This is a genomic window from Streptomyces poonensis, from assembly GCF_014650915.1.
Lineage (GTDB): Bacteria > Actinomycetota > Actinomycetes > Streptomycetales > Streptomycetaceae > Streptomyces > Streptomyces poonensis.
This window is the reverse complement of the sequence record NZ_BMVW01000003.1, coordinates 400,701-422,907: the sequence shown is the minus strand read 5'-3', so window position 1 is coordinate 422,907 and position 22,207 is coordinate 400,701. Positions and strand designations below refer to the sequence as shown.

At 71.6% G+C, this 22,207-nt stretch carries 17 protein-coding genes; 16 read left to right on the top strand and 1 reads right to left on the bottom strand.

From position 1 onward, the window contains the following. Positions 1–185 precede the first annotated feature (185 nt). The 16 genes from IE242_RS11870 (at position 186) to IE242_RS11795 (ending at position 20,684) form a co-directional block, all read left to right on the top strand. Positions 186–1,367, top strand: coding sequence for an ROK family transcriptional regulator (locus IE242_RS11870; RefSeq protein WP_189858491.1), 1,182 nt, complete (start codon positions 186–188; stop codon positions 1,365–1,367). A gap of 237 nt (positions 1,368–1,604) precedes the next feature. After that, positions 1,605–3,191: a sugar ABC transporter ATP-binding protein gene (locus IE242_RS11865; RefSeq protein ID WP_189858160.1), complete on the top strand. Its 1,587-nt coding sequence runs from the start codon at positions 1,605–1,607 to the stop codon at positions 3,189–3,191. Beyond that, positions 3,188–4,207 carry an ABC transporter permease gene (locus IE242_RS11860; RefSeq protein ID WP_189858158.1) on the top strand — a complete coding sequence of 340 codons (1,020 nt, stop codon included), beginning with the start codon at positions 3,188–3,190 and terminating at the stop codon, positions 4,205–4,207. The genes IE242_RS11865 and IE242_RS11860 overlap by 4 nt, the downstream gene beginning before the upstream one ends. Positions 4,208–4,266: 59 nt before the next feature. Then, positions 4,267–5,310 carry a substrate-binding domain-containing protein gene (locus IE242_RS11855; RefSeq protein WP_189858156.1) on the top strand — a complete coding sequence of 348 codons (1,044 nt, stop codon included), beginning with the start codon at positions 4,267–4,269 and terminating at the stop codon, positions 5,308–5,310. A 146-nt stretch (positions 5,311–5,456) separates the two neighbouring features. Next, positions 5,457–6,734, top strand: a complete 1,278-nt coding sequence (locus tag IE242_RS11850) for a Gfo/Idh/MocA family protein (RefSeq protein WP_189858154.1) — start codon at positions 5,457–5,459, stop codon at positions 6,732–6,734. 19 nt (positions 6,735–6,753) lie between these two features. Next, positions 6,754–7,758 (top strand): sugar phosphate isomerase/epimerase family protein, encoded by a 1,005-nt coding sequence (locus IE242_RS11845; protein ID WP_189858152.1) that lies wholly within the window; start codon positions 6,754–6,756, stop codon positions 7,756–7,758. Between the two features lie 197 nt (positions 7,759–7,955). After that, positions 7,956–10,478 (top strand): PQQ-dependent sugar dehydrogenase, encoded by a 2,523-nt coding sequence (locus IE242_RS11840; RefSeq protein WP_189858150.1) that lies wholly within the window; start codon positions 7,956–7,958, stop codon positions 10,476–10,478. A gap of 88 nt (positions 10,479–10,566) precedes the next feature. Further along, complete coding sequence (locus IE242_RS11835; RefSeq protein ID WP_189858489.1) at positions 10,567–11,928, top strand: ThuA domain-containing protein; 1,362 nt, start codon at positions 10,567–10,569, stop codon at positions 11,926–11,928. A 100-nt stretch (positions 11,929–12,028) separates the two neighbouring features. After that, a complete protein-coding gene (locus tag IE242_RS11830) occupies positions 12,029–13,204 on the top strand; it encodes an inositol-3-phosphate synthase (protein ID WP_189858148.1) in 1,176 nt (391 codons plus the stop codon). Beyond that, entirely contained in the window at positions 13,201–14,184 is a 984-nt protein-coding gene (locus tag IE242_RS11825; RefSeq protein ID WP_189858146.1) for an SCO3242 family prenyltransferase, read from the top strand. The genes IE242_RS11830 and IE242_RS11825 overlap by 4 nt, the downstream gene beginning before the upstream one ends. After that, positions 14,181–15,122 (top strand): sugar phosphate isomerase/epimerase family protein, encoded by a 942-nt coding sequence (locus IE242_RS11820; RefSeq protein ID WP_189858144.1) that lies wholly within the window; start codon positions 14,181–14,183, stop codon positions 15,120–15,122. The genes IE242_RS11825 and IE242_RS11820 overlap by 4 nt, the downstream gene beginning before the upstream one ends. After that, entirely contained in the window at positions 15,119–15,856 is a 738-nt protein-coding gene (locus IE242_RS11815; protein WP_373299505.1) for an EboA domain-containing protein, read from the top strand. Before IE242_RS11820 ends, IE242_RS11815 begins: the two co-directional genes overlap by 4 nt. Continuing rightward, positions 15,856–16,704: a TatD family hydrolase gene (locus tag IE242_RS11810; protein ID WP_189858142.1), complete on the top strand. Its 849-nt coding sequence runs from the start codon at positions 15,856–15,858 to the stop codon at positions 16,702–16,704. The genes IE242_RS11815 and IE242_RS11810 overlap by 1 nt, the downstream gene beginning before the upstream one ends. Positions 16,705–16,707: 3 nt before the next feature. Further along, entirely contained in the window at positions 16,708–17,877 is a 1,170-nt protein-coding gene (gene eboE, locus IE242_RS11805; protein WP_189858140.1) for a metabolite traffic protein EboE, read from the top strand. Next, positions 17,874–19,292: an alkaline phosphatase family protein gene (locus IE242_RS11800; protein ID WP_189858138.1), complete on the top strand. Its 1,419-nt coding sequence runs from the start codon at positions 17,874–17,876 to the stop codon at positions 19,290–19,292. The genes eboE and IE242_RS11800 overlap by 4 nt, the downstream gene beginning before the upstream one ends. Before the next feature lie 204 nt (positions 19,293–19,496). Continuing rightward, the gene (locus IE242_RS11795; RefSeq protein WP_189858137.1) at positions 19,497–20,684 is read left to right on the top strand and encodes a sugar phosphate isomerase/epimerase family protein; all 1,188 of its coding nucleotides are present in this window, start codon (positions 19,497–19,499) and stop codon (positions 20,682–20,684) included. A gap of 132 nt (positions 20,685–20,816) precedes the next feature. Here the strand turns inward: IE242_RS11795 and IE242_RS11790 are convergent, their stop codons facing one another. Further along, a complete protein-coding gene (locus IE242_RS11790; RefSeq protein WP_189858135.1) occupies positions 20,817–22,205 on the bottom strand; it encodes an OFA family MFS transporter in 1,389 nt (462 codons plus the stop codon). Between the last annotated feature and the right edge of the window lie 2 nt (positions 22,206–22,207).

Sequence of the window (22,207 nt, the reverse complement as noted above, 5' to 3'; positions counted from 1 at the left end):
GCGCGGGCCGCTCGGCACTTCTTTGTCCTGCGAGTGGAAAAAGTCGCCACCAATTCCTGTGCAACTTCTTCCCCCGCGCGGCACCCGCTGCTACGTTCCCCTCGAAAGCAGGCCACACGGACGTGGCCGGTTTCCGACACCTGACGTACACAGCCGATCGAGGCAGGGAGGGGTTCGTGAGACGCATGACGGCTCGACCCGCGAACGCCCACCAGGCCCGGCTGCTGCGTCTGCTGCGTGACGGCGGTCCCAGCTCCCGGGCGCAGCTCGGCGACCAGGTCGACCTCTCCCGGTCGAAGCTGGCCGTCGAGGTGGAACGGCTGCTGGAGACGGGCCTGGCCGTGGCCGACGGACTCGCCGCCTCGCGCGGCGGCCGGCGCTCCCACAACATCAGGCTCGCGCCCCAGCTCCGCTTCCTGGGCGTCGACATCGGCGCGACCTCGGTCGACGTCGCCGTCACCAACGCGGAGCTGGAGATCCTCGGGCACATCAACCAGCCCATGGACGTCCGCGAGGGACCGGTCGCCGTCTTCGAGCAAGTCCTCGCCATGGCCGCCAAGTTGCGGGCCTCGGGACTCGCGGAGGGCTTCGACGGCGCCGGAGTCGGCGTCCCCGGGCCGGTCCGCTTCCCCGAGGGCGTCCCGGTGGCGCCGCCGATCATGCCGGGCTGGGACGGGTTCCCGGTCCGCGAGGTGCTCAGCCAGGAACTCGGCTGCCCGGTCATGGTCGACAACGACGTGAACCTGATGGCGATGGGGGAGCAGCACGCGGGCGTGGCCCGCACCGTGGGCGACTTCCTCTGCGTCAAGATCGGCACCGGTATCGGCTGCGGCATCGTCGTCGGCGGTGAGGTCCACCGCGGTACGACGGGCAGCGCCGGCGACATCGGGCACATCCAGGCGGTACCCGACGGACGTCCCTGCGCCTGCGGCAACCGGGGCTGCCTGGAGGCCCACTTCAGCGGCGCCGCGCTGGCCCGCGACGCCACGGAGGCCGCCCAGCAGGGACGCTCACCGGAACTCGCCTCACGACTGGAGACGCACGGCGCCCTCAGCGCCGTAGACGTCGCCGCCGCGGCCGCCGCGGGCGACGCCACCGCCCTCGGCCTGATCCGTGAGGGCGGTGTCCACACCGGCCAGGTCATCGCCGGACTCGTCAGCTTCTTCAACCCGGGCCTGGTGGTGATCGGCGGCGGCGTCACCGGCCTCGGCCACAACCTGCTCGCCGCCATCCGCACCCAGGTCTACCGCCAGTCACTCCCGCTGGCGACCGGCAACCTGCCCATCGTGCTGGGCGAACTGGGCCCCACCGCCGGAGTCATCGGCGCGGCCCGCCTCATCAGCGACCACCTGTTCTCACCCGCGTAGACCCGCGTAACCGCACTCGGCACATCCGGTACGTCAGTCCGTCCTACCCGGTACGTCAGTCCGTCCCGCCCGGTACGTCTGCTCCGCACACCTGCGCACGTCAGCACGTCAGCACGTCAGTACGTCAGTACGTCACGTCAGCATGGCAACACGTGTAACCAGAACCGCACCGTCCGCACAGTGCTCCGCCCTGCCCTGCCTTGGATCCGGCCCGCACGCCCGCCGAGGGGAACCGTCATGGCACCCGAACCACCCCTGCTCACCATGTCCGGCATCACCAAGTCGTTCCCCGGAGTCCGGGCCCTTGACGGTGTCGACCTCGACGTCCAGGCCGGCGAGGTGCACTGCCTGCTCGGCCAGAACGGCGCCGGGAAGTCCACGCTCATCAAGGTCCTCGCCGGCGCCCACCAGCCCGACGACGGCACCATCACCTGGCGCGGCGCACCCGTCACCCTGAAGTCCCCGATCGCCGCCGTGCGCCGCGGCATCGCCACCATGTACCAGGAACTCGACCTGGTGGAGCACCTGTCGGTCGCCGAGAACGTGTACCTGGGCCACGAGCCCACGGCCGCCGGGTTCGTCGTACGGAGCAGGGCGGCGAAGGAGTCGACGACGGCGCTGCTGCGGCGCCTCGGGCACCCCGAGGTCGACCCCGCCCGGCTCGTGGGCGACCTGTCCGCCGCCCAGCAGCAGATCGTCTCCATGGCCCGGGCGCTCTCCCACGACGTACGCCTCATCGTCATGGACGAGCCGACCGCCGCACTCGACCCGGACGAGACCGACAACCTGTTCCGGATCGTCGCGGACCTGACCGCCGACGGGGTCGCCGTCATCTACATCTCGCACCGGCTCGAGGAGATCCGCCGTATCGGCGACCGGGTGACGGTGCTGAAGGACGGCCGCTCGGTGGCGAGCGGGCTGCCCGCGAAGACCACCCCGACGCGTGAGGTCGTGGCCCTCATGACGGGCCGCAACGTGGAGTACGTCTTCCCGGAGCGGCCGGCCGGTACCGATCAACGGCTCACCGGAACACCGCTGTTGGAGGTACAGGGCCTCGCCCGCGAGGGGGAGTTCGAGCCCTTCGACCTCACCGTGCACCCGGGCGAGATCGTCGGGCTCGCCGGACTCGTCGGCTCCGGGCGCTCGGAGATCCTGGAGACCGTCTACGGGGCGCGGAAGCCCACCGCCGGCCGCGTCCTCGTCGACGGGAAGCCGCTGCGGCCCGGCAGTGTCCGCGCCGCCGTCGCCGCCGGGCTCGGGCTCGCTCCCGAGGAGCGCAAGGCGCAGGCGCTGCTGATGCTGGAGTCCGTCACCAGAAACGTTTCCGTGTCGTCCATGTCCCGCTTCTCGCGCGGCGGCTGGATCGACCGGGGCGCCGAGTCCGGGGCCGCGCGGGCCGCCGTACGGGAGCTGTCGCTGCGCCCGGACAACCCCGACGTCCCGGTGCGCACGCTCTCCGGCGGCAACCAGCAGAAGGCCGTCCTCGCCCGCTGGCTGCTGCGCGGCTGCAAGGTCCTGCTGCTCGACGAGCCCACCCGCGGCGTCGACGTGGGCGCCCGCGCGGAGCTGTACGCGGTCGTCCGCCGCCTCGCCGACGAGGGCCTCGCCGTCCTGCTGGTCTCCAGCGAGGTGCCCGAGGTCCTCGGCCTCGCCGACCGGGTGCTCGTCCTGCGCGAGGGCCGGATCGTGCACCGCGCCCCCGCCCGCGAACTGGACGAACACCGCGTCCTCGACCTGGTCATGGAAGGAAGCCCCGTGACCCCCGTACCACCCACCAGCCCCACGAGCCTCACGAGCCGCACGGAAGGGAACCCGGCGTCATGACGCAGCCCGTATCACCGCCCAGGGGCAGCGCCGACAAGGTGCCACAGGTGAGCGAGAGGACCGGCCCGCGCGTCGCCTTCGCCCGCGCCGACGTCCGCACCCTCTCCCTGCTCGGCGTCCTCGCCGCGCTGATCCTCATCGGCGGCATCACCAAGCCCGACGAGTTCCTGGACACCCGCAACCTCCAGCTCGTCCTCACCCAGGCGTCCGTCATCGGCGTCGTCACCGTCGGCATGACCTTCGTCATCATCTCCGGCGGCATCGATCTGTCGGTCGGCGCGATCGTCGCCCTCGCCTCGGTGTGGGCGACCACGGTGGCCACCCAGGAGTACGGCTTCGCGGGCATCCTCTTCACCGCGGTGATCGTCGGCGTGGGCTGCGGCCTGGTGAACGGCGTGCTCATCGCGTACGGCGGGATGGTGCCCTTCATCGCCACCCTCGCCATGCTCGCCTCGGCCCGCGGACTCGCCCTGCAGATCACCGACGGCAGCACCCAGGTCGTCACCGTCGGAAGCGTCCTGGACCTCGGCGAGCGCGACGCCTATGTGCTCGGCATCCCGCCGCTCGTCCTCGTCTTCGCCGCCGTCACGGTCGTCGGCTGGCTGGTGCTGAACCGGACGACGTTCGGCCGGCGCTCGGTCGCCGTCGGCGGCAACGCGGAGGCCGCCCGCCTCGCCGGCATCGACGTCCGCCGCCAGCGGCTCTACCTGTACCTGCTCTCCGGGCTCTGCTGCGGCATCGCGGCGTTCCTGCTGATCGTGCTCTCCGGCTCCGGGCAGAACACCAACGGCAACCTCTACGAGCTCGACGCCATCGCCGCCGCGATCATCGGCGGGACCCTGCTCAGCGGCGGCCGCGGCACCATCGTCGGCTCCGTGCTCGGCGTCCTGATCTTCACCACGATCACCAACATCTTCGCGCTGAACAACCTCCAGACCGACGTCCAGCAGATCGCCAAGGGCGCGATCATCGTCGCCGCGGTCCTGGTCCAGCGACGCACGGCAAGCACCACCTGAACGGCCCGCACGGCCTAGTACGACCGATACGGCCCGGCACGGGAAGGGACCCCACCGCCATGTCACAGTTCACGAGCCGCAGAAGGATGCTCTTCGGGACCGCCGCCGTCGGCGCCGGCGCCCTCCTCGCCGGCTGCACCAGCAACGAGCCCAGCGACGACGACGAGCCCGCGTCCAACGACCAGCAGGCCGCCGACGACAAGCCCGGCAAGCAGGTCACCATCGGCTACGCGGGACCGCAGGCCGACCACGGCTGGCTCAACGCCGTCAACGTCAACGCCAAGAACCGCGCGGAGAAGTACGAGGACGTCACCCTCGAGGTCACCGAGGGCTCCAACGACACCGCCCAGCAGATCGGCCAGATCGAGACCCTCATCAACAAGAAGGTCGACGTCCTGGTCATCCTGCCCGCCGACGGCAAGGCCCTCACCCAGGTCGGCCTGCAGGCGATGCGCGCCGGCATCCCGGTCGTCAACCTCGACCGGATCTTCAACTCCCCGCAGGCGTACCGCTGCTGGGTCGGCGGCGACAACTACGGCATGGGCCTCAACGCCGGGCACTACATCGGCGAGAAGCTCAAGGACAAGGAGAACGCGCGTGTCGTCGAACTCGCCGGGCTCGACAACCTGGAGCTCACCAAACAGCGCACCCAGGGCTTCGACGACGCCCTGAAGAACTACCCCAACATCGAGAAGGTGGCCCGCCAGGCGGCCGACTTCACCGTCGAGTCGGGGCAGGCGAAGATGGCCCAGCTGCTGCAGGCGCAGTCGCAGTTCGACGCGCTGTGGAACCACGACGACGACCAGGGCGTCGGCGCCCTGAGGGCCATCGAGCAGGCCGGGCGCGACGACTTCCTGATGGTCGGCGGCGCGGGCGCCCTCTCCGCCTTCCAGGCCATCAAGCAGGACGACGGCGTGCTCAAGGCGACCGTCCTCTACCCGCCGACCATGGCCGCGTCCGCGATCGACCTCGCCCGCGCCCTCGGCCAGGGCAAGGGCATCAGCGGCCTCGCCGAGTTCGAGATCCCGTCGTCGCTGACGCTGTACTCGGCGGTCGTCGACAAGGAGAACGTCGACCAGTACATGTCCACCGGCTTCAAGTGACGGGCCGCGCTGGACGGGCCCGGCCCACCCACCGGACCGGGCCCGCACCCCCCACCGCGTCACGACGACGAGCACGAGAGCCCGAGGGCCCGAGAGTCCGAAAGCCCGAGGGCACGAGAGCCCGAGAGTCCGAGGAGGACACCCCGATGACGAAGCCGCCACAGCCGCCACAGCCGCACCAGGGCGACGGGGGCGGAAAGCCGCCGCTCGGCGTGGGTATGGTCGGATACGCGTTCATGGGCGCCGCCCACTCGCAGGGCTGGCGCACCGCGGGCCGCGTCTTCGACCTGCCGCTGAGCCCCGTCCTCGCCGCCGTCTGCGGCCGGGACGGCGACGCCGTACGCGCCATGGCCGGCCGGCACGGCTGGGCGGCGGCCGAGACCGACTGGCACGCGCTGATCACCCGCGACGACGTCGACCTCGTCGACATCTGCACCCCCGGTGACAGCCACGCGGAGATCGCGATCGCCGCCCTGGCCGCCGGCAAGCACGTGCTGTGCGAGAAGCCCCTCGCCAACACGGTGGAGGAGGCCGAGGCCATGGTCCAGGCGGCCGCGGCGGCCCGGGAGCGCGGGCAGCTCGCCATGGTCGGCTTCAACTACCGCCGCGTGCCCGCCACCGCGCTCGCCCGGAAGATGGTCGCCGAGGGCCGCCTCGGCGCCCTGCGCCACCTCCGCGTGACCTACCTCCAGGACTGGCTGGTGGACCCCGAGTTCCCGCTGACCTGGCGGCTGCGCAAGGAGGCCGCGGGGTCCGGCGCGCTCGGCGACCTGGGCGCGCACATCGTCGACCTCGCGCAGTACCTCGTGGGCGAGCCCGTCGCCGGTGTCTCCGCGCTCACCGAGACCTTCGTACGGGAGCGTCCGCTGCCCGCCGGAGCGTCGAGCGGGCTGGCCGACGCGGGCGGCGGCGACGGGCGCGGACCGGTCACCGTCGACGACGCGGCCCTGTTCACCGGCCGGTTCGCCTCCGGCGTGATCGCCTCCTTCGAGGCCACCCGGTTCGCCACCGGACGCAAGAACGCCCTGCGTATCGAGCTCAACGGCGAACGCGGCTCCCTCGCCTTCGACCTGGAGCGGCTCAACGAGCTCTCCTACCACGACCACACCGAGCCGGGCGCCCACGCCGGCTTCCGCCGCATCCTCGTCACCGAGCCCGACCACCCGTACCTGGAGGCGTGGTGGCCGCCGGGCCACGGTCTCGGCTACGAGCACACCTTCGTGCACCAGGCCCGCGACCTCGTGCACGCCATCGCGTCCGGCACCGCTCCCGAGCCGTCCTTCGCCGACGGACTCCAGGTGCAGCGCGTGCTCGCCGCCGTCGAGGAGAGCGCCGCGAAGAACTCCGTCTACACCCCGGTCCTGCCGGTGGACCCCATCGGCCCGGTCACCCCGACCGCGCCCACCACGCCGACCACGGTCTGACGAGGAGGTCAGCACAGCCATGCCGCGCACCTTCACGCTGTTCACCGGCCAGTGGGCCGATCTGCCCCTGGAAGAGGTCTGCCGCCTCGCCCGCGACTTCGGCTACGACGGACTCGAACTCGCCTGCTGGGGCGACCACTTCGAGGTCGACAAGGCGCTCGCCGACCCCGGCTACGTCGCCTCGCGCCACGCTCTCCTCGACAAGTACGGCCTCAAGTGCTGGGCGATCTCCAACCACCTGGTCGGCCAGGCCGTCTGCGACGCGATCATCGACGAGCGCCACCAGGCCATCCTGCCCGCCCGCATCTGGGGCGACGGCGAGCCCGAGGGCGTACGGCAGCGGGCCGCCGCCGAGATCGCAGACACCGCGCGGGCCGCCGCCGCCCTCGGCGTCGACACGGTCATCGGCTTCACCGGCTCGGCGATCTGGCACCTGGTCGCCATGTTCCCGCCCGCCCCCGAGTCCATGATCGAGCGCGGCTACGAGGACTTCGCCGCGCGCTGGAACCCGATCCTCGACGTGTTCGACGCCGAGGGCGTACGGTTCGCGCACGAGGTCCACCCCAGCGAGATCGCCTACGACTACTGGACCACCCAGCGCGCCCTGGACGCGGTCGACCGGCGCCCGGCCTTCGGCCTCAACTTCGACCCCTCCCACTTCGTGTGGCAGGACCTCGACCCGGTCGGCTTCCTGTGGGACTTCAAGGACCGGATCTACCACGTCGACTGCAAGGAGGCCCGCAAGCGCCTCGACGGCCGCAACGGCCGCCTCGGCTCCCACCTGCCGTGGGGCGACCCGCGCCGCGGCTGGGACTTCGTCTCCGCCGGCCACGGCGACGTGCCCTGGGAGGACGTCTTCCGGATGCTCCGCTCCATCGACTACCGGGGCCCCGTCTCCGTCGAGTGGGAGGACGCCGGAATGGACCGGCTGCAGGGCGCACCCGAGGCCCTGACCCGCCTGAAGGCATTCGACTTCGAGCCGCCGTCGGCCTCGTTCGACGCGGCGTTCGGCGGCGGCGACTAGCCGCCCGCCCCCGCACGTGTTCCCGGGGCGAGGAGTGCCCGAGCCCCGGGAACGCCCGGCACCACCGTTCTCCTCCGGGGTGACGGCGCACCCCGGCATACCGCACCACATCCCGCACTTCCCGTACATTCCGCACTTCCCGTACATCCCGTACACCCCGTACGACCGGCACTCACTGGCCTTACTGGAGGCATTTCGTGCACCCGTACGACGAGAACAAGAACCCCACCGGCCGCATCGGCCGTACCGGCCCCACCAGACGCCCGAGACTCAAGGGGGCGCTCGCCCTGCTGAGCGGGCTGCTGCTCGCGGGCGGCTCGCTCTCCCTCACCGCACCCGCGGCCGGCGCGGCCGACTCGGAGACCGGCGTGCGGGCCGCGGCCGCCGCCGAGGACTTCCAGCAGGTCACCCTCGCCAAGGGGGAGGCGGAGGTCGGCGAGCCCATGTCGCTGGCCGTTCTCCCGGACCGCTCCGTCCTGCACACCTCGCGCGACGGCGAGCTCCGCATCACCGACGCCGCCGGCAACACCCGGCTCGCGGGCAAGCTCGACGTGTACTCGCACGACGAGGAGGGCCTCCAGGGCGTCGGCGTCGACCCCGGCTTCGCGGAGAACCGTTTCATCTATCTCTACTACGCGCCCCCGATGGACACCCCGGAGGGTGACGCCCCCGAGAACGGCACCGCCGCCGACTTCGCCCCCTTCGACGGCGTCAACCGGCTGTCGCGCTTCGTGCTGAACACCGACGGCACGCTGGACCTCGCCAGCGAGAAGCAGATCCTCGACATCCCCGCCACCCGCGGCATGTGCTGCCACGTCGGCGGCGACATCGACTTCGACAAGGACGGCAACCTCTACCTGTCGACGGGCGACGACTCGAACCCCTTCCAGTCGGACGGCTACACGCCCATCGACGAGCGCGCCAACCGCAATCCGGTCTTCGACGCCCAGCGCACCTCCGGCAACACCAACGACCTGCGCGGCAAGATCCTGCGCATCAAGGTGAACGACGACGGCTCGTACTCCGTCCCCGAGGGCAACCTCTTCGCGCCCGGCACGGAGAAGACGCGGCCCGAGATCTACGCGATGGGCTTCCGCAACCCGTTCCGGTTCAACATCGACAAGGAGACCGGCATCATCTACGTCGGCGACTACGGTCCCGACGCGGGCGCTGCCAACCCGAACCGCGGCCCGGCCGGCCAGGTCGAGTTCGCGCGCGTGACCAAGCCGGGCAACTTCGGCTGGCCGTACTGCACGGGGAACAACGACGCCTACGTCGACTACGACTTCGCGACCGGCACCTCGGGCGAGAAGTTCGACTGCTCGGCACCGAAGAACACCTCGCCGAACAACACCGGCCTGGTCGACCTGCCGCCCGCCGAGCCCGCCTGGATCCCGTACGACGGCGCGTCCGTGCCGGAGCTCGGTGACGGCTCCGAGTCCCCGACGGGCGGTCCGGTCTACCACTACGACCCCGACCTCGACTCCCCGGTGAAGTTCCCGGAGGCGTACGACGGCGACCTCTTCGTGGGCGAGTTCGGCCGCCAGTGGATCAAGCGGATCACCTCGGACGCGGACGGCACCGTGCAGTCCATCAACGACGTGCCCTGGGCGGGTACGCAGGTGATGGACATGGCCTTCGGCCCGGACGGCGCGCTGTACGTCCTCGACTACGGCCTCTCCTGGTTCGGCGGCGACGAGCACTCCGCCCTGTACCGCATCGAGAACGCCACCGACGGGCACTCGCCGGTCGCCCAGGCCACGGCCGACCGCACCAGCGGCCAGGCACCGCTGCGGGTCAACTTCTCCTCCGCCGGCTCCACGGACGCCGACGGCGACGCGCTCACCTACAGCTGGGACTTCGGCGACGGCGGCACGTCCACGGCGGCCGACCCGCGCCACACGTACAAGAAGAACGGCACCTACACGGCCACGGTGACCGCGAAGGACCCGCAGGGCCGCACCGGCAGCGCCAGCGTGCAGGTCGTGGTCGGCAACACCGCGCCCACGGTGACGCTGGAGCTCCCGAAGGACGGCCAGCTGTTCAGCTTCGGTGACGCCGTGCCGTTCAAGGTGAAGGTCACCGACCCCGAGGACGGCCGCAGCATCGACTGCTCCAAGGTCAAGGTCACCTTCATCCTCGGCCACGACAGCCACGGCCACCCGCTCACCTCGGCGAACGGCTGCTCCGGCACCATCCAGACCAGCGCCGACGGCGGCCACGACGAGAACGCCAACATCTTCGGTGTCTTCGACGCCGAGTACACCGACAACGGTGGCGGCGGCCAGGCCGCGCTGACCACCCACGACCAGCACGTCCTCCAGCCCCGCCACCGCCAGGCCGAGCACTACGACGCCTCCTCCGGCGTGACGGTGCAGAACCGCACCTCCGCGCACGGCGCCAAGACCGTCGGTGACATCTCCAACGGCGACTGGATCTCCTTCGAGCCGTACGCCCTCTCCAACGCCACGAAGGTCACGGCGCGGGTCGCCGCCGAGGCCGCGGGGGGCAAGCTGGAGATCCGCGCGGGCTCCCCGAAGGGCCGGCTGCTCGGCTCGGCGACCGTCCCGGTGACCGGTGGCGCGGAGACCTACCAGGACGTCACCGCCAAGCTGTTCCTCCCGCCGCGCGACACCACCACGCTCTACCTCGTCTTCAAGGGCAAGAGGGGCACCGCCCAGCTCTTCGAGGTGGACGACTTCACGTTCACGACGAAGTGAGGTGGGTGTGATGCGACTGACGGTCACTTCCACTTCCACGGCCACGGCCGCCCGGCTGGGCACGGTGGGCAGGCTCGGAACGGTCGCCATGGGTGCGGCGCTGCTGATCGCCGGGCTGTCGGGGCCGGCGGTGTCCCAGGGGGCCGGCGGTGAGCGCACGGGCGCGGACCGGGTCAAGGACCGGGTGCTGGTGTTCTCCAAGACGGCCGGGTTCCGGCACGACTCGATCCCCGAGGGCATCGCGGCCGTACGGGAACTGGGCGCCGCGAACGGCTTCGCGGTCGACGCCACGGAGGACGCGCGCGCCTTCACCTCGCGGAACCTCGCGCGGTACGACGCCGTCGTCTTCATGTCGACCACCGGCGACGTCCTGGACCGGACCCAGCAGCGCGCCTTCGAACGGTACGTCGAGCGGGGCGGTGGCTACGTGGGCGTCCACGCGGCCGCCGACACCGAGTACGACTGGCCGTTCTACGGCGGGCTCGCCGGGGCGTACTTCCACTCCCACCCGGCGATCCAGTCCGCCACGGTCGACGTGGAGGACCACGCCCACCCGGCCACCGCCCACCTGGGCGCCACCTGGGAGCGCACCGACGAGTGGTACAACTACCGCTCCAACCCGCGCGCACAGGCCCGCGTCCTCGCCTCGCTCGACGAGTCGTCGTACACCGGCGGCACCATGAACGGCGACCACCCGATCGCCTGGTGCCAGGAGTACGAGGGCGGGCGCGCCTTCTACACCGGAGGCGGGCACACCAAGGAGTCGTACACGGAGCCGGCCTTCCTCCAGCACCTGGCGGGCGGCATCCGGTGGGCGATCGGCGCGGCCCAGGCCGACTGCCGCCCCGAGAACGGCTACCGGTCCCTCTTCGACGGCACCGCGGAATCGCTCGCGGCGTGGAAGCAGGCGGGCCCGGGGACGTTCGAGCTGAACGCCGACGACGGCACGATCACGTCGTCGGGCGGCATGGGGATGCTCTGGTACGCCGGTACGGAGCTCAAGTCGTCGTACTCCCTGAAGCTGGACTGGAGGATGTCCGGGGACGACAACTCGGGCGTCTTCGTGGGCTTCCCGGCCTCCGACGACCCGTGGTCGGCCGTGAACAACGGCTACGAGATCCAGATCGACGCGACCGACGCCCCTGACCGCACGACGGGCTCCGTGTACAGCTTCCGGTCCGCCGACATCAAGAAGCGCGACCATGCGCTGAACCCGCCGGGTGAGTGGAACACGTACGAGATCCGGGTCGAGGGCGAACGCCTCCGCATCTGGCTCAACGGCGTGAAGATCAACGATTTCACCAACACCGATCCGGCCCGCAGCCTGAAGGACGGCCACATCGGCATCCAGAACCACGGTGCCGATGACGAGGTCTCCTTCCGCAACGTCCGGATCAAGGAACTGCCCACGCGGACCTCCGCCACCGCGGACTCCGCACCGGGCAACTGAACGGCGGCGGGCGGGGGACGCCGGACCCCCGCCCGCCGTCTTCCCCTGCCCCCGCACAGGCGCCGCGCAGGAAGCCGCACAGCAACAAGGAGGCTTGCCCATGTCCGTGTCCGTGTCCCTTACCGATTCCCGCCCCAGGGTGGGGGTGTGGCTGATCGGAGCGCGCGGCTCGGTCGCCACGACCGTCGTCGCGGGCTGCGCGGCAGTGACAGCGGGCCTGCGGGCCCCCGTGGGCATGGTCACCGAGACGGCCCCCTTCGCCGGCTCGGGTCTGCCCGCGCTGCCGTCCCTCGTCTTCGGTGGTCACGACACCCTCGACTGCCCCCTCCCCAAGCGTGCCGAGGCGCTCGCCGCCGGGGGAGTGCTGCCGCACGGCCTCCCGACCGCCATCACCGCCGAACTCGCCGCGGCGGACCGGGAGATCCGGCCGGGCGGCCCCCTCCCGGGCGACACCCGCGGCCCCGAGGAACTGATCGAGGCTTTCGCCGAGGACATCCGGGACTTCACCGGACGCCACGGCCTGGCCCGGACCGTCGTGGTGAACGTGGCCTCCACGGAGCCGGTGGCTTCGGGCTCCGGCCTCTCCGACCTCCCTCCGAGCTCCCTGTACGCGGCGGCAGCGCTCCGCGCGGGCTGCCCGTACGTCAACTTCACCCCCTCCACAGGACTGCACCATCCCGCCCTCGCCGACGCCGTCGCGACCTCCGGCCTGCCGTACGCGGGCCGCGACGGCAAGACGGGCCAGACCCTGCTGCGGTCCGTGCTCGGCCCGATGTTCGCCCAGCGTGCGCTGGCCGTACGGGCCTGGTCCGGCACCAACCTCCTCGGTGGGGGCGACGGCGCGGCCCTGGCCGACCCGGCTGCCGCCGCGGCGAAGAACGCGGGCAAGGAACGCGTCCTCACCGACACCCTCGGCGCCACTCCCGAGGGCGAGACCCACATCGACGACGTCCCCGCCCTCGGCGACTGGAAGACCGCCTGGGACCACATCACCTTCGACGGCTTCCTCGGCACCCGCATGACCCTCCAGACCACCTGGCAGGGCTGCGACTCCGCGCTCGCCGCACCCCTGGTCCTCGACCTGGCCCGTCTGACGGCCCGCGCCCACGAGGCCGGCCTGACGGGCCCCCTCACCGAGCTGGCCTTCTACTTCAAGGACCCCGTGGGCGACGCCCCGTCCGCTCTCGGAGCGCAGTACGAGGTCCTGACCGGCTTCGCGGAACGGTTGCGCACACACGCTGCCGACCACGGTGGTGACGCGGAGGGAGCCCGATGACGTTGCCGGGCCGGCTGTCCGACGGCACGGGACCGCAGCAACGGTGGTGGCCGGACCCGAGGGCCTGGTCCGAACTGCTGCGCCTGCCCGCCCTGTTCACCGTCCCCGGCGACGCTCTCGCGGGCGCCGCGGCGGCGGGCGCCCGGCCGAACGGGCGCACCCTGCTCGCCATCGGCTCCTCCTTGTGCCTGTACGAGGCGGGTATGGCCCTCAACGACTGGGCCGACCGCACCGAGGACGCCCAGGACCGCCCGCACCGACCTCTCCCCTCCGGCCGCGTACGCCCTGCCTCGGCACTCGCCGCGGCAGGCGCCCTCACGGCCGCGGGCCTGGCCCTGGCCGCCCGCGAGGGCCGCCCCGCCCTGACGCTCGCCGTACCTCTCGCCGCCACGGTCTGGTCGTACGACCTCGCCCTGAAGCACACGCCCGCGGGCCCTCTGGCCATGGCCGCGGCTCGCGGGCTCGACCTTCTCCTCGGAGCGGCCGCCACCACGGGCACCGCCCGCCCGGCCCTCGGCTCCGCCCTGGCCCTCGGTACCCACACGCTCGCGGTCACCACCGTCTCCCGCCGGGAGACGCAGGGCGGCTCGTCCGCGGCCCCTCTGGGCGGGCTGCTCACCACAGCCGCACTGTCCTGGGGGCTGACGCGAGGGCTCATGGCAAGAAGGGAGCCTGACGGGAGCCGCCTGGGCAAGAGCAACCCGAACAGCTCGACGACAGCGCACACCACCACCCTCACCACCGCGCTGACCGCCGCAGTCACCGCCACATACGCCGTCACCACCGCCCGTCCGTACGCCCACGCCGCCCTGAACCCCTCACCCCCGCTCACCCAGCGCGCCGTCGGCGCCGGCATCCGCGCGATGATCCCCCTCCAGGCCGCCCTCACCGCTCGCGCGGGCGCACCCGTCACGGCCCTTCTCACCGCCGCCCTCGCTCCGGCCGCCCGCAGGTTCGCCAGGAAGGTGAGCGTCACATGAGCAACCGGGCCCACTCCGTCGAGCCCCACCTCGCCCGGCGCGCGTCGCTGACCGGCCAGGATCCGCTCCCGTCCCCCCTCCGCTTCGGCTACGGCACCAACGGCCTCACCGACCTCCGCCTCGACGACGCCCTCGCCCTGCTCGCCGACCTCGGGTACGACGGCGTCGGCCTGACCCTCGACCACATGCACCTCGATCCGTTCGACCCCGCCCCCGGCCTCGCGGCCCGCACCGCCCGGGTGGCCCGCAGGCTGGAGGCGCTCGGGCTGGGGGTCACCGTGGAGACCGGCGCCCGCTATGTCCTCGACCCGCGCCGCAAGCACGGCCCCTCCCTCCTGGACCCGGACCCCGACGAACGCGCCCGGCGCGTCGACCTGCTCCTGCGCGCGGTAGGGATCGCCGCCGACCTCGGCGCCCACGCCGTGCACTGCTTCAGCGGCGTCACCCCGGCCGGCACGGACGAGGCCACCGCCTGGAAGGTCCTGCCCGACGCCCTCGCTCCCGTCCTGGAAGCAGCCGTCGAGGCGGGCGTCCCCCTCGCCGTCGAACCGGAACCCGGTCATCTCCTCGCCACCCTCGCCGACTTCCACCGGCTGCGCGAGGCGCTCGGCAGCCCGGACGCGCTCGGCCTCACCCTCGACATCGGCCACTGCCAGTGCCTCGAACCGCTGCCCCCCGCCGACTGCGTGCGCGCCGCCGCCCCCTGGCTCCGGCACGTCCAGATCGAGGACATGCGCCGCGGCATCCATGAACACCTCCCTTTCGGGGACGGGGAGATCGACTTCCCGCCCGTGCTCCAGGCCCTCGCCGAGTCCGGCTACCAGAACCTGACCGTCGTCGAACTGCCCCGCCACTCCCACGCGGGCCCCCACTTCGCCGAGCACTCCCTCGCCGCCCTCCACCACCACGCGGCCACCCTGGAAGGGAGACAACCGTGAACCACCCGCACGAGATCCCGGGCACCCCGGCAACCCCGGCAACCCCGGCGGCCCCCGGCACCCCGGTCCACCCCAGACCCTCCGCGGCCACGGGCAACACCCTCGCCCGCACTCCACTGGACGACCTGCGCACCCGCGTCACCGCCCACCTCGACGACACGGCCCGCGCCTGGTTCGACCGCGCCCTGGAGGAGGCCACCGACCGTCCGGGCGGCCACGGGCCCATCTCCGCCTGGGAGCTGCGGCTCGCCGAGGCGGGCCGGCGCTGCGGTCCCGAGCACGCCGACGCCGTCCGCGTCCTCATCCTGCACACGGCCGGCGCCGACCCGGACACCCTGGTCCGCGTCTACCGCCAGGGCACCGCCGACGAACGCCGCGCCGTCCTGCACGCCCTGCCCCACCTCGTGCCCGGCCCCGAGTGCCTGCCCCTCGTCGAGGACGCCCTGCGCACCAACGACACCCGTCTCGTCGCCGCCGCGCTCGGCCCGTACGCCGCCCGCCACCTGGACGCCCACAACTGGCGGCACGCCGTTCTGAAGTGCCTGTTCACCGGTGTTCCCGTCGACGAGGTGGCCGACCTGCCGCGCCGCGCCCACGCCGACGCCGAACTCGCCCGCATGCTCACCGACTACGCCGGTGAACGCACCGCCGCGGGCCGTCCCGTACCCGAGGACCTGCACCGCGTCCTGGCCCTGACCACCACCGGCCCCGACGCACCCGGCAAGGAGTCCTGATGCGCATCTTCGACCCCCACATCCACATGACGTCACGGACCACCGACGACTACGAGGCCATGTACGCCGCGGGCGTCCGCGCCGTGGTCGAGCCCTCCTTCTGGCTGGGCCAGCCCCGCACCTCGCCCGCCACCTTCCTCGACTACTTCGACTCCCTCCTCGGCTGGGAACCGTTCCGCGCCGCCCAGTACGGCATCGCCCACCACTGCACCCTCGCCCTCAACCCCAAGGAGGCGAACGACCCCCGCTGCCTGCCCGTCCTCGACGAACTGCCCCGCTATCTCGTCAAGGACCACGTCGTGGCCGTCGGCGAGATCGGCTACGACTCGATGACCCCCGCCGAGGACACCGCCCTCGCCGCCCAGCTCCAGCTCGCCGCCGACCACGGCCTGCCCGCCCTGGTGCACACCCCGCACCGCGACAAGCTCGCCGGGCTGCGCCGCACCCTCGACGCCGTCCGCGAGTCCGCGCTCGCCATGGACCGGGTACTGGTCGACCACCTCAACGAGACCACCGTCAAGGAGGCGAAGGACAGCGGCTGCTGGCTCGGCTTCTCCGTCTATCCCGACACCAAGATGGACGAGGACCGGATGGTCGCGATCCTGAAGGAGTACGGGCCCGAGCAGGTGCTCGTGAACTCGGCCGCGGACTGGGGCAGAAGCGACCCCCTCAAGACCCGCCGCGTCGGCGACGCCATGCTGGCCGCCGGATACACCGAGGACGATGTGGAGCGGGTCCTGTGGCACAACCCGGTCGCCTTCTACGGGCTCAGCGGGCGCCTCGACCTCGACGTCGCGGCGCCGGACGTCACCCACGAGGGCAACTCCATCCTCCGCGGCGGTGAGTGACCGATGCGCTTCCGCCACCCCGACGGCTCCACCGTCCACCTCGCCTACTGCACCAACGTCCACCCGGCCGAGACCCTCGACGGCGTCCTCGCCCAGCTGCGCGACCACTGCGAACCGGTGCGCCGCCGGCTCGGCCGCGACCGTCTCGGCATCGGGCTGTGGCTCGCCAAGGACGCCGCCCACGCTCTCGTCACCGACCCGTCCGCGCTGCGCGGCCTGCGCGCCGAGCTCGACCACCGCGGCCTGGAGGTCGTCACCCTCAACGGCTTCCCCTACGAGGGATTCGGCGCCGAGGAGGTCAAGTACCGCGTCTACAAGCCGGACTGGGCCGACCCCGAACGCCTGGAGTACACCACCTCCCTCGCCCGCGTCCTCGCCGGACTGCTCCCCGACGACGTCACCGAGGGCACCGTCTCCACCCTGCCGCTGGCCTGGCGCACCGCATACGACGACACTCGCGCCGCCATGGCCCGCACAGCCTTGACCACCCTGGCCGAACGCCTCGACGCGCTCGCGGACCTCACCGGCCGCTCCGTCCGTGTCGGCCTGGAACCCGAGCCCGGCTGCACCGTCGAGACCACCGCCGATGCCATCGGCCCGCTCACCGCGATCGCCCACGACCGCATCGGCATCTGCGTCGACACCTGCCACCTCGCCACCTCCTTCGAAGATCCGCTCGCCGCCCTGGACGCACTCGCCCACGCCGGCATTCCCGTCGTCAAATCCCAGCTCTCGGCCGCCCTGCACGCCGAGGAGCCCGACCGCCCCGACGTGCGGGACGCCCTCGCCGCCTTCGACGAACCCCGCTTCCTGCACCAGACCCGCGCCCATATCCCCGCGGGACTCCGCGGCACCGACGACCTCGGCGAGGCCCTGCAGGGCGACGCCCTGCCCGACGCCGTCCCGTGGCGCGCCCACTTCCACGTCCCGCTGCACGCGGCCCCCGCCGCGCCCCTCACCTCCACACTCCCCGTACTGAAGGCGGCACTGACCCGCCTGGTCGGCGGCTCGCGTCCCCTCACCCACCACCTGGAGGTCGAGACCTACACCTGGCAGGCACTGCCGCCCGACCTGCGCCCCCGCGGCCGCAGTCAGCTGGCCGACGGCATCGCCGCCGAACTCACGCTCGCCCGCGACCTGCTGACCGACCTCGGCCTGAAGGAGCTGCCGTGACCTCCCCAGCAGCGGCTGACGCCGTCGCGAACACCACCGCAGACCCCACCCCGCTCCTCGTCCTGGACGTCGTCGGCCTCACCCCCCGTCTCCTCGACCACATGCCTCACCTCAAGACCCTCGGCCAGTCCGGCTCCCAGGCCAGCCTGGGCACCGTCCTGCCCGCCGTCACCTGCGCCGCCCAGTCCACCTTCCTGACCGGCACGCTCCCCGCCGAGCACGGCATCGTCGGCAACGGCTGGTACTTCCGCGAACTCGGCGACGTCCTGCTGTGGCGCCAGCACAACGGCCTCGTCACCGGTGACAGGCTCTGGGACGCCGCCCGCCGCGCCCACCCCGGCTACACGGTCGCCAACATCTGCTGGTGGTACGCCATGGGCGCCGACACCGACATCACCGTCACCCCCCGTCCGGTCTACTACGCCGACGGCCGCAAGGAACCCGACTGCTACACCCGGCCCCCGGCCCTGCACGACGAACTCACCGAGAAGTTCGGCACGTTCCCGCTGTTCCACTTCTGGGGCCCCGGAGCCGACCTCGTGTCCAGCCGGTGGATCATCGACGCCACCCGCCACATCATGCGGACGCGACACCCCGACCTGGCCCTGTGCTACCTCCCTCACCTCGACTACGACCTGCAGCGTTACGGCCCCGACGACCCGCGCTCCCTGAAGGCGGCCACCGACCTCGACACCGCCCTCGCTCCACTCCTCGACGACGCCCGCGCTCAGGGCCGTACCGTCGTGGCGCTGTCCGAGTACGGCATCACCCGCGTGAGCCGCTCCGTCGACATCAACCGCGCCCTGCGCCGCGCGGGACTCCTCGAAGTCCACACGCAGGACGGCATGGAGTACCTGGACACGATGGCCTCCCGCGCCTTCGCGGTCGCCGACCACCAGATCGCCCACGTCTACGTACGCCGCCCCGAGGACCTGGCGGCGACGCGGGCGGCACTCGCCGACCTCCCCGGCATCGAGCAGCTCCTCGACGACGAGGGCAAGAAGGCCCATCACCTCGACCACCCGCGCGCGGGCGAACTCGTCGCCGTGGCGGAGCCGGACGCCTGGTTCACGTACTACTACTGGCTCGACGACGACCGCGCGCCCGACTTCGCGCAGCTCGTCGAGATCCACCGCAAACCCGGCTACGACCCGGTCGAACTGTTCATGGACCCGCACGACCCCTATGTGAAGGTCAAGGCGGCCACGGCACTCGCCCGCAAGAAACTCGGCATGCGCTACCGCATGGCGGTCGTGCCGCTGGACGCCTCACCTATTCGCGGCAGCCATGGCCGCCTTCCGACGAGCGACGACGACGGTCCGCTCCTCATCTGCTCCACCCCCCGCGCAGTCACCGGCCGCGTCGCGGCCACCGAAGTGAAATCCCTGCTGCTCACCCTGGCCGGCCTCGGATGACCGAGACCGGTTGAGCGACTACGGAAAGTGAAGCACGCGCCACTGACAACGCGTCCGGCAAGCGCCTGAGCAGCAGTCTCACCTGCACCTTCGCACCAGTCCCACCTGCACCTTCGCACCAGTCCTACGTGCACCCGACCCAGCTGACCAACCGGCACGACTGGCACCCGCCACGGCCGAACACCGACCAGAAAGAGAGAAACCGTGACCGCGTTCAACGACGAATCGGGAACCGGAACCGGCGACGCCCTGCGACGCGCTCTCGGCGTCGACCGCCGCCGCTTCCTCAGCACCTGCACCGCCGCCGTGGCGACGGCGGCGATCGCCGCCCCCGTCTTCGGCGCCTCACCCGCCCTGGCCGACGACCATGGCAGAGGCCACGGCCACAATCACGACCACGGACACGGCGGCGACGCCCTCGTCCCGCCGGGCAAGCGCGGCATCATCCTCTACACCGTCCGTGATGCGACGGGCCGTGACCCGCTCGCCTCGGACCTGCCCTCCGGCTTCCGCGAGGTCTTCAAGCAGCTCTCGCGCTTCGGCTACCGGCAGGTGGAGTTCGCCGGTTACAGCCAGCACGCCAACGCGCCGGGCGGCGCCGACCTGGGCACCGTCAAGGGCGCCAAGCTGCTGCGCTCCTGGCTCGACGACTACGGGCTGCGGGCCCAGGGCAACCACGGCTTCATCCCGTCCTCCTGGCCGCTGACCACCGCCGACCTGGACACCTTCAAGCAGCACCTGGAGATCGCCAACATCCTCGGCATGGACCACATGGGGACCGGTGGCGACCCCACCGGCAGCTCCTACCGCGCCGACTGGGACGTCGCGGCCGACAAGTGGAACGCGCTCGGTGCCATAGCCCGCCGCGAGGGCATCAAGCTGTACACGCACAACCACGACGCGGCGTACGGCTTCCTGCTCGACGGGGGCCCGCTGGACGACCAGGGCCGCCCCACCCGCAGCTCCGGCATCCGCAAGCTGGAGTACTTCCTCAAGGTCACCGACCCGAAGTCCGTCTGGCTGGAGATGGACATCTTCTGGGCGCACGTGGCCCAGTACAAGTTCCACACCTACACGGCCCACGACGGCTCCACCCGCAGGAACGTCTTCGACCCGGCGGCGCTCGTCGCCCGCCAGAACAAGCGCTACCCGCTGTTCCACGCCAAGGACGGCACCGTCAACACCACCAACGGCCAGGGCTACGACATGGTGGCCTTCGGCACCGGCGTCATCGACTACCGCACGTTCTTCTCCCGGGTGGGGGAGCGGAACTACCACAACCCGATGGTCGAGCAGGACAACGCCCCGAGCTCCACCGACCCCGGACAGTCCCTGAGGTACGCGAAGATCGGCTACGACAACCTCGCGGCCCTCCGCAGGAAGCGCCCCTGACCTTCGGGCACGCACAGGGCGGCCCTCCCCACGTGGCGTCGTGGGGAGGGCCGCCCGTTCGAGCGTTGCGGTCATGGCCGGTGCGTACGGGGACGAGCGCGGCGGACAGAGGCACACGGAAGAGTCGAAGGATCAGGCCGTCTCCTCACCGAGCGGCCGCGGGTTGGGGACGACGCGCCGGGCGTCCGGCCTGCCCGGTGCCTTCAGGAAGCACGCCAGCACCGCGGAGGCGAGCCCGATGGACCCGGCCAGCACGAAGGCGCCCTCGTAGTCCCACGCGCCGACGACGACCGCGCCCATGCCGGAGCCGACGAGTCCGGATATCAGCTTCGAGCTGTACACCATGCCGTAGTTGGTCGCGTTGTTGTTCTCACCGAAGTAGTCGGCCGTCATGGCCGCGAACAGCGGGAAGATCGCGCCGCCGCCGAAGCCGGAGACCATCGAGCAGAACAGGAAGAACGGCATGCTGCCCATCTGGCCGGAGACGAGCACGCCGAACTGTGCGGTGCCCAGCACGACGCAGACGATGATCAGCGTGTTGCGCCGCCCGTAGCGGTCGGAGATCCACCCGATCACCCCGCGGCCCGTGCCGTTGACGATCGCCTTCAGGGACATCGCCGTGGCCACGATCCCGCCCGCGAAGCCCATGTCCTTGCCGAAGGGCACCTGGAAGGCGATGCCGAAGATGTTGATGCCGGCCGTGCACAGCAGACAGAACCACATCATCCACAGGACGGGTGTGCGAGCGGCCTCCCTGGGGGTGTACTGCTTGACCGCCGGCGGGTTCTTCTCCAGGGCCCGGCGGATCTTCGGGTCGTCGGTCTGCCGCAGCGGGTCGACGTGCGGCGGCCACCAGTTCTTCGGAGGGTCCTTGAAGAACCACCCGGCCGTGGCGACGACGAGACACAGGCCGACGCCCACACACGCGAGGACGGTCTGATAGTTGCTCAGATCCATGTACGAGGTGAACAGGAACACGAACGGCACGGATCCATAGGCGAAACCGCCGTTCACGAAGCCGGTCTTGCCGCCCTTTCGCTCCGGATACCACTTGCCGACCATGTTGACGCAGGTCGCGTAGACGAGACCGGCGCCGATGCCACTGCACATGCCGAAGCCGAGGTAGGCGACGAGCACATGCGGCGCGTAGGCCAGGGACACATAGCCCAGCATGGTTCCGACCGCGCCGATCAGCATGGCCGTGCGCGCGGGCAGCCTGCCGCTCTCCCTCAGTTGTCCGGCCGGGAAGGCCACGGCCGCCTGGAAGAACACCCAGACGCCCATCAGCCAGAAGATGTGCCCGCTGCTCCACAGATGAGCCTCGTGGAGCGTGTCCTCCGCCGACGTGAACGCGTACTCGGCGGAGCTGATGCCCATCATGCCCACCCAGGGCAGAATGACCATCCATTTACGTGGTCGGCCCATGATGTCCCGGTCGGTCTCCCCGATCCGGTACAGGCGGCCGTTGCGGTCCGTCACCTCCCTGTAGGGGACGGACGTCGTCAGGTCGGTGGTCGTCATTG

Excerpts from the sequence above, each read along its gene's own strand:
- IE242_RS11870 (WP_189858491.1), top strand. The coding sequence starts at position 186 with ATGACGGCTCGACCCGCGAACGCCCACCAGGCCCGGCTGCTGCGTCTG.
- IE242_RS11865 (WP_189858160.1), top strand. The coding sequence starts at position 1,605 with ATGGCACCCGAACCACCCCTGCTCACCATGTCCGGCATCACCAAGTCG.
- IE242_RS11860 (WP_189858158.1), top strand. The coding sequence starts at position 3,188 with ATGACGCAGCCCGTATCACCGCCCAGGGGCAGCGCCGACAAGGTGCCA.
- IE242_RS11855 (WP_189858156.1), top strand. The coding sequence starts at position 4,267 with ATGTCACAGTTCACGAGCCGCAGAAGGATGCTCTTCGGGACCGCCGCC.
- IE242_RS11850 (WP_189858154.1), top strand. The coding sequence starts at position 5,457 with ATGACGAAGCCGCCACAGCCGCCACAGCCGCACCAGGGCGACGGGGGC.
- IE242_RS11845 (WP_189858152.1), top strand. The coding sequence starts at position 6,754 with ATGCCGCGCACCTTCACGCTGTTCACCGGCCAGTGGGCCGATCTGCCC.
- IE242_RS11835 (WP_189858489.1), top strand. The coding sequence starts at position 10,567 with ATGGGTGCGGCGCTGCTGATCGCCGGGCTGTCGGGGCCGGCGGTGTCC.
- IE242_RS11830 (WP_189858148.1), top strand. The coding sequence starts at position 12,029 with ATGTCCGTGTCCGTGTCCCTTACCGATTCCCGCCCCAGGGTGGGGGTG.
- IE242_RS11825 (WP_189858146.1), top strand. The coding sequence starts at position 13,201 with ATGACGTTGCCGGGCCGGCTGTCCGACGGCACGGGACCGCAGCAACGG.
- IE242_RS11820 (WP_189858144.1), top strand. The coding sequence starts at position 14,181 with ATGAGCAACCGGGCCCACTCCGTCGAGCCCCACCTCGCCCGGCGCGCG.
- IE242_RS11810 (WP_189858142.1), top strand. The coding sequence starts at position 15,856 with ATGCGCATCTTCGACCCCCACATCCACATGACGTCACGGACCACCGAC.
- eboE (WP_189858140.1), top strand. The coding sequence starts at position 16,708 with ATGCGCTTCCGCCACCCCGACGGCTCCACCGTCCACCTCGCCTACTGC.
- IE242_RS11790 (WP_189858135.1), bottom strand. The coding sequence starts at position 22,205 with ATGACGACCACCGACCTGACGACGTCCGTCCCCTACAGGGAGGTGACG.